The organism is Microbispora sp. ATCC PTA-5024 (assembly GCF_000511135.2).
GTDB classification, from domain to species: Bacteria; Actinomycetota; Actinomycetes; order Streptosporangiales; family Streptosporangiaceae; genus Microbispora; species Microbispora corallina.
In genome coordinates this window covers 241745-254661 of record NZ_KI866527.1, presented here as the reverse complement: position 1 = coordinate 254661, position 12917 = coordinate 241745, and the positions used below count along the sequence as shown (strand labels likewise).

The 12917-nt window shown below is 71.5% G+C and carries 14 protein-coding genes; 8 read left to right on the top strand and 6 right to left on the bottom strand.

The window, feature by feature from the left end; all coding sequences use genetic code 11:
* On the top strand, positions 1 to 358 hold a 358-nt coding region (locus tag MPTA5024_RS35645), incomplete at its 5' end, for a CGNR zinc finger domain-containing protein (RefSeq protein ID WP_198167591.1).
* 4 nt (positions 359 to 362) lie between these two features.
* Here the strand turns inward: MPTA5024_RS35645 and MPTA5024_RS35640 are convergent.
* The 3 genes from MPTA5024_RS35640 to MPTA5024_RS35630 form a co-directional block, all read right to left on the bottom strand.
* Positions 363 to 794: a hypothetical protein gene (locus tag MPTA5024_RS35640; RefSeq protein ID WP_036332429.1), complete on the bottom strand. Its 432-nt coding sequence runs from the start codon at positions 792 to 794 to the stop codon at positions 363 to 365.
* Positions 795 to 944: 150 nt separating this feature from the next.
* Positions 945 to 1202 (bottom strand): hypothetical protein, encoded by a 258-nt coding sequence (locus MPTA5024_RS35635; RefSeq protein ID WP_036332427.1) that lies wholly within the window; start codon positions 1200 to 1202, stop codon positions 945 to 947.
* A gap of 110 nt (positions 1203 to 1312) precedes the next feature.
* Positions 1313 to 1537 (bottom strand): hypothetical protein, encoded by a 225-nt coding sequence (locus MPTA5024_RS35630; protein ID WP_157099903.1) that lies wholly within the window; start codon positions 1535 to 1537, stop codon positions 1313 to 1315.
* 272 nt (positions 1538 to 1809) lie between these two features.
* Here MPTA5024_RS35630 and MPTA5024_RS35625 point away from each other — a divergent pair, with 272 nt between their 5' ends.
* The 3 genes from MPTA5024_RS35625 (at position 1810) to MPTA5024_RS35620 (ending at position 3764) form a co-directional block, all read left to right on the top strand.
* Positions 1810 to 2574 (top strand): GntR family transcriptional regulator, encoded by a 765-nt coding sequence (locus MPTA5024_RS35625; protein ID WP_036332422.1) that lies wholly within the window; start codon positions 1810 to 1812, stop codon positions 2572 to 2574.
* 21 nt (positions 2575 to 2595) lie between these two features.
* Positions 2596 to 3267 carry a GNAT family N-acetyltransferase gene (locus MPTA5024_RS40405; RefSeq protein WP_084370265.1) on the top strand — a complete coding sequence of 224 codons (672 nt, stop codon included), beginning with the start codon at positions 2596 to 2598 and terminating at the stop codon, positions 3265 to 3267.
* 92 nt (positions 3268 to 3359) lie between these two features.
* Positions 3360 to 3764 carry a DUF6292 family protein gene (locus MPTA5024_RS35620; RefSeq protein WP_036332420.1) on the top strand — a complete coding sequence of 135 codons (405 nt, stop codon included), beginning with the start codon at positions 3360 to 3362 and terminating at the stop codon, positions 3762 to 3764.
* A 50-nt stretch (positions 3765 to 3814) separates the two neighbouring features.
* On the opposite strand, the gene MPTA5024_RS35615 is transcribed toward MPTA5024_RS35620, so the two are convergent.
* Both MPTA5024_RS35615 and MPTA5024_RS35610 read right to left on the bottom strand, forming a co-directional pair.
* Positions 3815 to 5767 (bottom strand): vWA domain-containing protein, encoded by a 1953-nt coding sequence (locus MPTA5024_RS35615; RefSeq protein WP_036332895.1) that lies wholly within the window; start codon positions 5765 to 5767, stop codon positions 3815 to 3817.
* A gap of 58 nt (positions 5768 to 5825) precedes the next feature.
* The gene (locus MPTA5024_RS35610; RefSeq protein WP_036332418.1) at positions 5826 to 7235 is read right to left on the bottom strand and encodes a sigma 54-interacting transcriptional regulator; all 1410 of its coding nucleotides are present in this window, start codon (positions 7233 to 7235) and stop codon (positions 5826 to 5828) included.
* 156 nt (positions 7236 to 7391) lie between these two features.
* On the opposite strand from MPTA5024_RS35610, the gene MPTA5024_RS35605 reads away from it, so the two are divergent.
* From MPTA5024_RS35605 to ilvA, 4 genes are all read left to right on the top strand, one after another.
* On the top strand, positions 7392 to 8588 hold the full coding sequence (locus MPTA5024_RS35605; RefSeq protein WP_036332416.1) for an FIST signal transduction protein: 1197 nt from the start codon (positions 7392 to 7394) through the stop codon (positions 8586 to 8588).
* Positions 8585 to 9559: an ROK family protein gene (locus tag MPTA5024_RS35600; protein WP_036332414.1), complete on the top strand. Its 975-nt coding sequence runs from the start codon at positions 8585 to 8587 to the stop codon at positions 9557 to 9559. Before MPTA5024_RS35605 ends, MPTA5024_RS35600 begins: the two co-directional genes overlap by 4 nt.
* Before the next feature lie 78 nt (positions 9560 to 9637).
* On the top strand, positions 9638 to 10285 hold the full coding sequence (locus MPTA5024_RS35595) for a LysE family translocator (protein WP_232326785.1): 648 nt from the start codon (positions 9638 to 9640) through the stop codon (positions 10283 to 10285).
* A 63-nt stretch (positions 10286 to 10348) separates the two neighbouring features.
* Positions 10349 to 11563 (top strand): threonine ammonia-lyase, encoded by a 1215-nt coding sequence (gene ilvA, locus MPTA5024_RS35590; protein WP_084370264.1) that lies wholly within the window; start codon positions 10349 to 10351, stop codon positions 11561 to 11563.
* Positions 11564 to 11572: 9 nt separating this feature from the next.
* Here ilvA and MPTA5024_RS35585 read toward each other — a convergent pair.
* The coding region (locus tag MPTA5024_RS35585; protein WP_036332410.1) for a M1 family metallopeptidase at positions 11573 to 12917 on the bottom strand (1345 nt) is incomplete at its 5' end.

Genomic DNA, 12917 nt, shown 5'->3' with positions numbered 1-12917 from the left:
GGCGCTGGAGCGTCTCGCCCTGCGCTGGGCCACGGCCGCCGCGCGGTCGGCGCTCGTCCTGGACGGCCGTCCCGGCCGGGCGGCCCGCCTGGTCGTCGGCACCGCGCCCGCGCTGCTGGTCCCGGACCGCCTCGCGAGCGCGGCCGTGGAGTTCCTGTCCACCGTGGACCTGAGCCGCCTGAAGGTCTGCCCCGTGGCCGAGGGAGGCTGCGGCTGGCTGTTCCTCGACATCACGCGCAACGGCTCCCGCCGCTGGTGCGCGATGGCGGACTGCGGCGCGCAGGCCAAGTCTCGCCGTCTCACCGAACGGCGCCGGGCGCGGCGTGCTACCGGCGTATCGCCAAAAGCCGGTAGCTGACCGTCTAGGGGTTGAAGAAGACCATCAGGAAGAGGATCACCAGCCAGATGAGGGCCGTGATGCCGGCGAGCGCGGCGATCCGGCCCGTCTGCACCTTGGCGTCGTCCTCCCGCGACTCGCTCGACAGCGCGAGGATGGCCGAGCGCTGGTCTCGATCGATGATGACCAGCATGACCGCCGCCACGATGAACAGCGTCATCGAGGCCGACAGGTACGGCTGGGCCAGGGCGCTGCGGCCCAGCAGCAGCCCGAACAGGAACACCCCGAGCGTGAGCAGCCCGAACAGCCGGGTCGAGCGGTTCAGATAGCGCAGAACGCCGACCTCACCCGCCCGGATGTACCGGGGCGTGACGCTCGTGACCGCGGTCAGCGGCCCGATCGCGAAGATCGCGAAGCCTATGTGCAGCCACAGCAGCAGCTTGTCGAGAAACGACATGCGCCTGAGGCTATCGCCTGAGTGATCGGAACGGCAGCTCCACTCCGTACGGGGCGGGTCACGGACGTGCGTCCGGCCGCAGGAGATCGGCCGGGCGGAGACGGCCGCCGGTCCGGGCGCCGTATGTCGCGGCGCCGGTCCGTCGCCGCCTCACTGCCTTTCGTGCTCGTTCACTTCGGACTGGCGGCAGACGGGGCACCGGTACTGGGGATTGGTCACGTACCGGCAGGCCGTGTGGTCCACGGACAGTCCGAGCACGCGTCTGGTGGTCCTGCTGAAAGGCCCGGGCGGCTCCCCGGTCACCGACTTCCTGCTCTCCTCGTAATGGATGCCGAATACCAGGACGCCGAGAACTCCGATGGCGGCGCCTGAGATCACGAACGCAGCGATGAAAACCGCATCGGACATGGCCGGACTCCGTCGTGAACGCCCGGGAGTGACTCTCCCGAGGGAAATCTGATGGGAGACGGCGCGCCACGTGTGAACCTCTTCGTCCGACCGGGCTGCGGGCGCCGAAATCAATCCTTGTCGCGAAGGGCGCCGTTGTCCGGCGGCCGGGCCGCGACGTCCGAGGTGGAGAAGACGCGCAGGACGCTTCGCGTGCCGGCGGTGATGAGGCCGGAGGGCTCGTCGGCGAGCGAACCCCGGCCGTCTTCCAGATGGATTCCCAGCACCACGGCGAAGAACGCCAGGGCGACGTTGATTACCAATACAAGTGCCGCGATCACGACGGCGTCATACACGTCACACCCGCCCTCTGTACGGTCCGATTCGGTGTCGAATGTATTCCGCCGTTAATTTGCGCTTTAACGATCAGCGATACTAACCAGTCCTCGAAGTGATCATGGTTGGAATGGTTCTTGTCGTCGTTCTTGTAGTGCAGATACGTCTCCTGATGCTCATGGGTACCAGTGGGCCTTATGCCAGTCATTGGCATGGTTGGAACGGTATGGCAATCTATGTGTACTCGCGTGGGGGTCGCTCGATGCTGCCGAGCGGAAGGGAGTCAGGTGGGATGCCCGAGACGCTCTACCGGCAGGTGGCGGCCGCTCTGCGCGCGCAAATCACCGGCGGAATCCTGCGGCCGGGGGCTCAGCTTCCATCGGAACCCGAACTCGAAAAGACCTTCCGGGTCTCGCGTAACACGGTCCGGCTGGCGCTCGCCTCGCTCGCCAACGAGGGGCTCGTCGAGGCGCGTCAAGGCCGCGGGACGTTCGTCCGGGAGCGCACCCCCTTCCTGGTCCTCGCGTCGGCGGAGGAAGGAGCCGCAGACAAGAGCGACAGAGACGCCTTCAACGCGGCCGTGCTGACCGCCGGTCGCAATCCCGATCAGAGCGGGTTCCGGATGGAGGTGCGCACCGCCTCCTCCGAGGTGGCGGCCCGTCTTCAGCTGGACGAGGGCACCCTGGTGGTGGTCCGCAGCCTGCTGCGCCTGATCGACGGTCGTCCGTGGTCGATCCAGGAGTCCTTCTATCCCATGGACATCGCCGAGGGCACGGCTCTGATGTCGCCGGTGGACATCCCGTACGGGACGATTTCGGAGATGGCGCGACGCGGTCACGTCCAGGCCGGCTATCGCGACGAGGTGCTGAGCCGGATGCCGACGCAGACGGAGGCCGTCCAACTGAGCCTGGGGCCCGGAGTCCCGGTGCTGGAGATGTTTCGCATCGCGTACTCGGCGGAGCGTCCGATCCGCCTCACGATGAACGTGTACGCGGGAGACAGCACCCAGTTGGCCTACGAGATCGGTGACGTGTCCGCCTTCCACGTCGACCCCTGAAACCGGGGATGGAGCCACTGAATGCCGTTCCATGTGCGCCTGGCCGTCGACGAGGACCTCGACACCCTGCTGGCGATGAGACAGGAAATCGCGAACTGGCTGGCGTCACGGGGAAGCGATCAGTGGCAGAATCCGTGGCCGGACGAACGGCGGCAACGAGGCCGAATTCTTTCCGGAATCGTCAGACGTGAAACCTGGCTTTTATGTGACGGCGGCCGGGCGGTCGCGACGATATCTCTGCTCGATTATGACGCGGGAAATCTCTGGACGGGCACCGAGGGGGGCCGGGAGCCGGCGCTGTACGTCCAGCGCCTGATGGTCCGGCCTGGATACATGGGCCTGCGGATCGGGGTCAGGCTGCTGGGCATGGCCTGCGTTCACGCGGTCCAGCGGGATCTTCCCTGGATCCGACTGGACGCGTGGACGACCAACGTCGAGCTTCACCATTACTATCTGCGGCAGCAGTTCCACTTTAAAGGGTACATACCGGACAAAGTTCTTGAAAGGCCGGATCTGGCCGGATATCCCTCCGCGGCCCTCTTCGAGCGAGGAGTCGACACCGGTCGAGCAGGTGGAGGGGAAGTCGCGAGAGGCGCCCGGTATGAGGCGAAAAATCCTTCTACCTTGCCGCAAAATGGTGCTACTACTCGGGCCGCCGAGGGTAGCGTAAAAACACCGGCGCTTCAGAGGTAAGTGGTCTGAGGGCGTACCTCGTATCCCGTACGATGCCGCTGTCTGTTCCTTAAGCGGGGAAACCGCCCCGCTCGGCGCAAGGATGACCATAGATGATTGTCACGCCCGCACCGTACAGCCATGCGTGGCTGCGCCTCCCTGTCGCCTACGTCGCGCAGGTCGCGGAAGCCCTCGGCGCCCGCGTTCTCCAGTGGTGGGACGACCCGTACGACCCTCGTGACGCCACGGTGAGACTGGTGGACGGCGGCGCTCTCGTCTGGGACGAGGAGACCGGCTGGCGTCACGGCCGGTTCGTCAGCGGGGAGAAGGGCGTGCGGACCCGGCTCGAAGGCATCCGCTACCTCGGCGGCGGCGTCCTGCCCCGCCCCGCCGACGTCGTGGGGCTCCTCGACGACGCGCGGTACGGCAGCGGCACGCGGCTCGTCTACAGGTCCTTCGCGGACCTGCACGACGGGTTCGACGCGGACCTCGCCTCGTACGCCGCACTGCCGGTCTGACCTCGCGTGTTCGTCCCGTCCCCTCGGCGTGGGCCGAGGGGACGCGGACGTCAGCGGGAGCGGCGGGTGCGCAGGAAGTCGCTGACGACGTACTCGCCGAGACGGTCGGCGCTGGGGGCGAACACCCGCCCCCCGTTGCGCCGGGCGAGCTCGTCGACGAAGTCCCGCAGGCGGTCGTCGGCGGCCAGCATGAACACGTTGATCGTCGCCCGCCGCCGGGTCATCTTGTCGACCTCGGCGAGGGTCAGCGCCAGCGTCTCGGCCGACGGCGGCCACTCGAAGCGCGGCACGCCGTTGCGCATCAGGTGCGCGGTCGGCTCGCCGTCGGTCACGACCAGCACGACCGGCTCGAAGTCGGGGTGCCGGTCGAGGTGGCGGCCCGCGATCAGCAGCGCGTGGTGCAGGTTGGTGCCCTGGACCATGTCCCATTCGAGCCCGGCCAGCTCGTCGGCCCGCAGCACCCGGGCGTAGTTCGAGAAGCCGATGATCTGCACCGCGTCCTGGGGGAACTTCGAGGCCACCAGCGCCTGCAGCGCCAGCGCCGTCTGCTTGGCCGCGGCCCATGTGCCGCGCAGGGCCATCGAGTACGACAGGTCGACCAGCAGGCAGACGGCGGCGGCCGACCTGCGCTCGGTCTCCGCCACCTCGAAGTCGTCCACGGTCAGCGTGACGGCGCCGCCGGGCGGCCGCCCGGCCCGCCGGACGCCGTTGACCACCGTCCGGACGACCTCGATCGGCTGCTCGTCTCCGAACCGCCAGGGCCGGCTCGTGCCGGTCAGCTCGCCGGCCGTCCCGGCGTCCCGCTGGTCATGGTCGCCCCGCCGCCCGGAGTCGAGCGAGGCGAACACCCGCCGGAGCGCGGTCTCCCCGAGACGCCGTACGGCCTTGGGCGTGAGCTCCAGCTTGCCGCGGTTGCGGCGCAGGTACCCCTGGGCCTCCAGCTCCCGCTCGACCTGCCGCAGGGCCTCCAGGTCGTCGACCGCGGAACGGCCGAGGGCGCGCCGGATGGCGTCCTCGTCGATGTCGTCGAGCCGGGCGCCCGGGTAGTCCTGCCGGAGGGCGGTCTCCAGGTCGCTCAGGTCGGCGAGCTCCTGAAGGGCCGAGACGGCGTCGCCCATGCCCATGGGGTCGTCGCCGGACACCCGTTCCGGCGCCCCCCAGGACAGGTCGGGACGGCGGGAGTAGAGCGCGTCGCCGAGGCGGCGCATCTGCTCGGCCAGCCCGGCCTGCTGGAGGGTCTGCTCCATGAGCCCTGCCAGTTCCTCGCGCTGCTCGGGCGTGAGGGACGCCAGCAGCCGCTGGGCCGCGGCGGCGCGCCGCGCGAGCTGGTCGACCAGCTCCTCCAGGTTCTGCGGATTCTCGGGGAACATGTCCCCGTACTTCTGCATGAACTGGTCGAAGTCGTCTTGGGTGTGCTCGCCCCGCGCGTCCCGGTCGAGCATGTCGTTCAGGTCCGTCATCATCTGGCGGACGCGTTCCATGGCGGCCGGGTCGGGGTTGGCCAGCGCGTCCCGCATGCCGCGGAACTGGCTGTCGAGCACCTCCCGGCGCAGCAGGTCGCGCAGCTCCTCGAACGTCTGCCGGGCCGCGGGCGAGCGCCAGTCGTACTCGGATAGCTCCTGGATCGCGCGGGAGGTGTCCGAGGGCAGCGCGTCGAGTGCCGCCTCCCGGAACCGGGCGTCGTCGGAGGGGTCGGGGAACAGCTCGGCCCGCTCCTGCCCGATGGCCGTGTCGAGCAGGGCCCGCGCCCGCTCCAGCGTCCCGTCGAGCCGCGTGTTGTCCCGCAGCTCGCGGCGGCGCTGCCGCACCTGGCGCAGCAGGTCCTCCAGGCCGCGCCGCCCGGGGGCGTCCGGCAGCCCCCGCCGCAGCAGGTCGCGCAGCGCGTCGAGCGGGGTCGAGCCGGACAGGATCGCGTCGCCCATCTCGTCGAGGGCCGAGCGCACGTCGTACGGCGGGGCCAGCGGATCCGGCCCGTCGTGGTACTCCCGATAGAAGTAGGACACCTCGGTCACCGCTCCCTTCGTGCCCTGCGGACGGGGCGGCCGGCGGTGGTCGGGGGGATCACGTGCGGTACACCGCTCCGCCGGCGACCTCGTCCTTCGACAGCCGGCGCATCAGGTAGAGCCCTTCGAGGGCGAACTCCAGGGCCGCGGCGGCGTGGCCGGGGGACTCGTCGCCCTCGCCCATGCCCAGGCGGGCCATGACCTTGGACAGGCCCTCGACCCTGCCGATCCGGCGCAGCAGCTCGTGGGCCGCGACGAGCTCGCCCGACTCGACCTGGGCGCCCTTGCCGAACCTGTCGAGCAGCGGCGCGAGGTCGGTGCCGCCGAGCGTGCCGCGGAAGGTCTCGGCCGTCGCGCGGCGCAGCAGGTGGGCGAGCACCTCGATCTCCCGGCCCTCCTCGCTGACCTCGAACTCGACCTTGCCGCGCAGCGTGTGGACCACGCCGGGCAGGTCGCACACGCGGGTGACGGGCCGTTCCTCCCCGGTCAGCGCGGCCCGCCGTACGGCGGAGGCGGCGGCCGTCTCGGCGGCGGCGATCGAGAACCGGGCGGACACCCCGGAACGGGCGTCCACCGCGGTCGACTCCCGGACCAGCCGGGTGAAGCGGGCGATGACCTCCACCAGGTGGTCGGGCAGGTCGGCGCCGAGATCGTCGAGGTCCGCCTCCTGGCGGATCAGGACGAGCTCGTCCTCGATCGACTGGGGGTAATGGGTGCGGATCTCCGCCCCGAACCGGTCCTTCAGCGGCGTGATGATCCGCCCGCGGTTGGTGTAGTCCTCGGGGTTGGCGCTGGCGATCAGCAGGATGTCGAGCGGGAGCCGCAGGTTGTAGCCGCGGACCTGGATGTCGCGCTCCTCGAGGACGTTCAGCAGCGCGACCTGGATGCGCTCGGCCAGGTCGGGCAGCTCGTTGACGGAGAAGACACCGCGGTTGGTGCGGGGCACCAGGCCGTAGTGGACGGTCTCGGGGTCGCCGAGCGTCCGGCCTTCCGCGATCTTGATGGGGTCGACGTCGCCGATCAGGTCGCCGACGGAGGTGTCGGGAGTGGCGAGTTTCTCGCCGTACCGGTCGTCGCGGTGCTTCCACGCGACCGGCAGGTCGTCGCCGAGTTCGGCGGCGAGGCGGCGGCAGCGCACGCAGACCGGCTCGTAGGGGTGGTCGTTGATCTCGCATCCGGCGACGACGGGCGTCCACTCGTCGAGCAGCCCGGTGATCGTGCGGATCAGCCGGGTCTTGCCCTGGCCGCGCTCGCCCAGGAGCACCAGGTCGTGCCCCGCGATGAGGGCCCTTTCCAGGTGGGGCAGCACGGTCTCGTCGAAGCCGACGATGCCGGGGAATCGGGATTCGCCGTCCCGCAGCCGGGAAAGGAGGTTCTCCCGGATCTCGGCCTTGACCGTGCGGTAACGGTGTCCACTCTCGCGCAGTTCACGCAGAGTGCTGGAGGCAGGCGTGGGCGATTTGTGCACGGTGTCGAGACTACGTCCCCACCGGGCGGCGCGGCATCCCGGTTCCCGCATCCGCGCCGATCCGCCGATTGCGTGCGGGGTCCGTGCGTTGAAGTCCTCCCAGTGGGGAGAATCCGGCAAGGACGATTACTGGTGGCGACAAGAGGAGGCGAGACGATGGCGGTGATCACAAGCCGCTTCGCCGACGGTCTCGCCGTGGGCGCCGACCTGGTGGACGCGGCCGAGGGTGCGATCCGGCGGGCCCTGGCCGGCCTGTCGGGGCCGCCCGACCTGGTGTGCTTCTTCATCTGCGGGGACGATCCCGAGGACGTGAGCCGCGCGGGCCGCCGCGCGATGGAGACCGTGCCCGGCGCCCACGTGATCGGCTGCAGCGCGACCGGGGTCATCGGGGACGGCCAGGGCGTCGAGCTCAAACCCGCCGTCAGCGCCTGGGCGGCCTCGCTCGGCGGAGCCAGGGTGACCACGTTCGCCCTGGAGACGCTGCGGACCGAGGACCGGTTCGTGGTCGTCGGCCTCCCGGAGCGGGAGCCGGACGACCAGGTCGCGATCATGCTGGCCGACCCCTACAGCTTCCCCACCGACGCCTTCATCGAGCACTCCAGCGAGGTGCTCGACAGCCTGCCGATCGTCGGCGGGCTCGCCAACGGCCTGCAGGGGCGCGGGTCGGTCCGGCTGTTCGCGGACGGCGAGGTCCACGAGGGCGGCGCGATCGGCGCGATCATCGGCGGCCCGGTGCGGGTCGACACGGTCGTGAGCCAGGGATGCCGTCCCATCGGGCCGTCCATGGTGGTCACGGGGGCCGAGGACAACGTGCTGCTGGAGCTCGCCGGTCAGCCGGCGCTGGCCCGGCTGGAGGACATCGTCAGCGCGCTCGACGAGTCCGACCGCGAGCTGGTGGCCTCCGGTTTACAGATCGGCATCGCGATGGACGAGTACGCCGAGCGCCACGAGCGCGGCGACTTCCTGATCCGGGGCGTCGTCGGCATCGACCCCGAGCGCGAGGCGGTGGCGATCGGCGACGTGGTCGAGATCGGCAGGACGGTCCGGTTCCAGGTCAGGGACGCCGAGGCGGCCGACGAGGACCTCTACGAGCTGCTCGACGCCCACATGGAGCGCATCGGCCGGGCCGACGGGGCGCTGCTGTTCTCCTGCAACGGCAGGGGCTCGGCGATGTTCGGCTCGGCCGACCACGACGCGCTCGCCGTGCGCGACACGCTCGGGCCGATCGGCGTGGCCGGGTTCTTCGCGGCCGGAGAGATGGGCCCGGTCGGCGGGCACAACCACGTCCACGGCTTCACGGCGTCCCTCCTCGTCTTCTCCTCCGGCGCGGGCGACCGGCGGGTGGCCGGGTGACGGCGGACGGCCTGACGCTGGCCGTCGACATCGGCGGGACGAAGTTCGCGGTGGGCCTGGTGGGCCCGGACGGGCGGCTCCAGACCTCGGAACGGGCGGCCACCCCGCCCGGCGGCGAGGCGGAGACGCTCTGGAAGACCCTGACGGACCTGCTCGACGGCCTCGGCGTCCGCGGGCGCCTCGCCGGGGTGGGCATCGGCTGCGGCGGCCCGATGACCTGGCCCGGCGGGGAGGTGTCCCCGCTCAACATGGCGGGCTGGCGCGGTTTCCCGCTGCGGGCTCGGCTGGCCGCGCGCTTCCCCGGCGTGCGGGTCCGCATCCACAACGACGCCATCTGCCTGGCGGTCGCCGAGCACTGGCGGGGCGCGGGGCGCGGCAGCGCCAACATGCTCGGCATGGTGGTCTCGACCGGGGTCGGCGGCGGCCTGATCCTCGGCGGGCGCCTGATCGATGGCGGAACCGGGAACGCCGGGCACATCGGCCACGTGGTCGTCGACCCCGGCGGCCCCCCGTGCCGGTGCGGCGGCCGCGGCTGCCTGGAGGCGATCGCCCGCGGCCCCGGGCTCGCCGCCTGGGCCGTCGAGCAGGGCTGGTCGCCGGGCCCGGGCCCGGAGGACGACGACGGGCTCTACCAGGAGGCGGGCACCGCCACCGCCCGCAGGCTCGCGGCCGACGCCGCGGCGGGGGACCCGGTCGCCGTCGCGGCGATGAACCGGGCGGGACGGGCGCTCGGGACGGCGATCGCCTCGGCGGTCAACCTGTGCGACCTCGACGTCGTGACGATCGGCGGCGGGCTCTCCCAGGCCGGGCCGCTGCTGTTCGGCCCTCTGGAGGAGGCGCTGCGCGAGCACACGCGGATGGCGTTCGCGAGCCGGGTCAGGGTCGTGCCCGCGTCCCTCGGGCAGGACGCCGGCCTGATCGGCGCGGCCGCGCTCGTCCTCGCCGGCGAGAGCTACTGGTCCGCCCCCTGACGCCCCGGTGATCGCTCACCCGGCCTGGCCGCCCGTACGGGGGCGATCTAGAGTGAGGGTGACGAAGGGGGATCTTCTGTGAGCATCGGGGCACTCCTCGGGATCGCGATGGTCGCGCTCGGCATGGTCCTCACGCCCGGCCCGAACATGATCTACCTGGTCTCGCGGTCGATCAGCCAGGGCCGCCGGGCCGGCCTGGTGTCGCTCGGCGGGGTGGCGGCCGGCTTCCTCGTCTACCTGGCGGCCTCCTGCCTCGGGCTGACGGCCGTGTTCGCCCTGGTCCCGGAGGCGTACCTGGCGATCAAGCTCGCCGGCGCGGCGTACCTCCTCCATCTCGCGTGGAAGACCGTGCGTCCGGGCGGGGTGTCGGTCTTCCAGCCGAGGGACCTGCGCCCCGACTCGACCCGCAGGCTGTTCACGATGGGGCTGGTCACCAACGTGCTGAACCCCAAGGCCGCCGTGCTGTACCTGTCGCTGCTGCCGCAGTTCGTCGACCCTGCCGAGGGGCACGTGATGACCCAGAGCTTCGCCCTCGGGAGCGTGCAGATCGCGGTCAGCATGCTCGTCAACACGGTGATCGTGCTGACGGCGGCGAGTCTGGCCGCCTTCCTCGCGACCCGGCCGGGCTGGCTGCGGCTCCAGCGGTACGTCATGGGCACGATGCTCGGCGCCTTCGCCGTCAAGCTGGCGGTCGACCGGCCGCCCGCGGTCGTGACGGCCTCGTAGGGCCCGCGGCGACGCGCCGGAGGGCCCGTACGGCGGGGACCCGTGAGGTGGGAGACTGCGGACATGGCTGTCCCACAGGTGACGTACGACGACGTCGTCGCCGCACGCGAGCTGCTGAAGGGTGTGGCGGCGCAGACGCCCGTCGTCCACTCCCGGGTGCTGTCCGAGACCGTCGGCGGCTCGGTCCACCTCAAGTGTGAGAACCTCCAGCGCGCCGGGTCGTTCAAGGTCAGGGGCGCGTACGTGCGCATCGCCCGGCTGAGCGAGGAGGAGCGGTCGCGGGGCGTCGTGGCCGCGAGCGCGGGCAACCACGCCCAGGGCGTGGCGCTGGGCTCGGCGCTGGTCGGCGCCAAGGCCACGGTCTACATGCCGCACGGCGCGCCGCTGCCCAAGGTCGAGGCCACCCGCGCGTACGGCGCGGACGTGGTGTTCGCCGGGCACACGGTCGACGTGGCGCTGCAAGCCGCACGAGAGCACGCGGACAAGACCGGGGCCGTGTTCATCCACCCCTTCGACCACCCGGACGTGGTGGCCGGGCAGGGGACGGTCGGGCTGGAGATCGTGGAGCAGCTCCCCGAGGCGGCCACGATCGTGCTGCCGATCGGCGGCGGCGGGCTGGCGGCGGGCGTCGCCCTGGCGGCGAAGTCCCTGCGGCCCGGCATCCGGGTGGTCGGCGTGCAGGCCGAGCGGGCCGCGGCGTACCCGGAGTCGCTGGCCGCGGGCCACCCCGTGATGGTCGAGCCCGCCTCGACCATGGCCGACGGCATCGCGGTCGGACGGCCGGGGGAGCTGCCGTTCGAGCTGATCCACTATCTGGTGGACAGCGTGGTCACGGTCTCGGAGGAGTCGCTGTCGCGGGCGCTGCTGCTCTGCCTCGAACGGTCGAAGCTGGTCGTGGAGCCCGCGGGGGTGGCCGGCGTGGCCGCGCTGCTGGACCAGCCGCACGCGTTCGAGCCGCCGGTCGTGGCGGTGCTGTCGGGCGGCAACATCGACCCGCTGCTGCTGGCCCGCGTGCTACGGCACGGGCTCGCCGCGGCCGGCCGCTACCTGGCCTTCCGCATCCGGCTGACCGACCGGCCGGGCGCGCTGGCGGCGCTCCTCGGCCGGCTGGCCGAGCTGGGGGCCAACGTCCTCGACGTGGTCCACGAGAGGGTCGGCGCCCGCCTGCAGGTGGAGGAGGCGGAGGTGCTGCTGCAGCTGGAGACCCGCGGCCCGGCGCACTGCGACGAGGTGCTCGGCGCGTTGCGCCGGGACGGCTACAAGCTCTTCTTCTCCTGACCTTCCGGATCAGGGGACGTCGGCCGGGCGGCGCGGCTGGAACAGCCAGGCGTCGAACAGGCCGCCGAGCTTCTTGCCCGACATCTGCTCGGCCAGCGCCACGAACTCGGGCGTGGTGGCGTTGCCGTACTGGTGGTCGGCCGTCCACTTCTTCAGCAGCGCGAAGAACGTGGCGTCCCCGATCGACTTGCGCAGGGCGTGCAACGTCATGGCGCCGCGGTTGTAGACCGAGGCGTTGAACAGGTCGCCGGGGCGGGCCGTCCCGGGCGGGTACGCCCACATCGGGTCGGCGGCGTTCGCGTAGTAGCGGCGGAACTCCGCGTCGGCCGTGTCGCCGCCCTTGTGCTCGGCCCAGAGCCACTCGGCGTACGTGGCGAAGCCCTCGTTCAGCCACAGGTCGCGCCAGCGGGTGATGCTCACGCTGTCGCCGAACCACTGGTGGGCCAGCTCGTGAGCGACGATCCCGGACTCCGGCGGGAACCCTCCGTAGATCGGCTTGGTCTGGTTCTCCAGCGCGTACCCCGCGGCGAAGTCGTCGATCACGCCGCCCGTCGAGGAGAAGGGGTACGGCCCGAAGACGGTGGACCAGTAGTCGGTGATCTCCGCGCTCCGGGTGTACAGGTCGTTCAGCGAGGAGTGGAAGGCCGGGTCGACCGCCGCGTACACCGGCACGCCGGCCGCCGTCGTGCCCGTCCGCACCTCGAACGTCCCGGTCGTCATCGTGGCCAGGTAGGAGGCCATCGGGTGCCGCTCGTGCCACACGAAGGTGGTGCGGCCGCCGCTCGTCACCGGGGCGCCGTCGAGCTCGCCGTTGGCGATGGCCGTCACGCCCTGCGGCACCGTGAGCCGGAAGTCGTAGGTGGCCTTGTCGGCCGGGTGGTCGTTGGACGGGAACCACGTCTTGGCGCCGTTGGGCTCACAGGTGACGAACGACCCGTCCTTGGTGGCGATGAAGCCGTACGTCCCGAGGTCGCGGTCGCCGTGCACGGGGTCCGGCACGCCGGAGTAGTCGACGACGACCTCGAAGGAGGCGCCCTTGCCGATCGCCCGGGACGGGGTGAGGGTCAGCTCGTCGCCCCGGCGGGCGAAGGCGGCCGCCGCGCCGTCGACCGTCACCCTGCCGACCGTGAGGCCGTGCAGGTCGAGGTCGAACGACGACAGCTCCTGCGTGGCGGTCGCCGTGATCGCGGCGCTGCCCGCCAGCCGCTTCGTGGCCGGGTCGTACGACAGGGTGAGCCCGTAGTGCCCGACGTCGTACCCGCCGTTGCCGTCGGCCGGGAAGTCGGGGTCGCCGATCCCCGGCGCGCCGACGGTCCCGCTCGCGGCGCTCGCGGCGCCCGCCGAGGCGAGGGCG

Bases quoted from the DNA above. Each gene is read 5' to 3' on its own strand.
- MPTA5024_RS35620 (WP_036332420.1), top strand. From the start codon at position 3,360: ATGATTGTCACGCCCGCACCGTACAGCCATGCGTGGCTGCGCCTCCCT.
- MPTA5024_RS40405 (WP_084370265.1), top strand. From the start codon at position 2,596: ATGCCGTTCCATGTGCGCCTGGCCGTCGACGAGGACCTCGACACCCTG.
- MPTA5024_RS35635 (WP_036332427.1), bottom strand. From the start codon at position 1,202: ATGTCCGATGCGGTTTTCATCGCTGCGTTCGTGATCTCAGGCGCCGCC.
- MPTA5024_RS35625 (WP_036332422.1), top strand. From the start codon at position 1,810: ATGCCCGAGACGCTCTACCGGCAGGTGGCGGCCGCTCTGCGCGCGCAA.
- MPTA5024_RS35605 (WP_036332416.1), top strand. From the start codon at position 7,392: ATGGCGGTGATCACAAGCCGCTTCGCCGACGGTCTCGCCGTGGGCGCC.
- MPTA5024_RS35640 (WP_036332429.1), bottom strand. From the start codon at position 794: ATGTCGTTTCTCGACAAGCTGCTGCTGTGGCTGCACATAGGCTTCGCG.
- ilvA (WP_084370264.1), top strand. From the start codon at position 10,349: ATGGCTGTCCCACAGGTGACGTACGACGACGTCGTCGCCGCACGCGAG.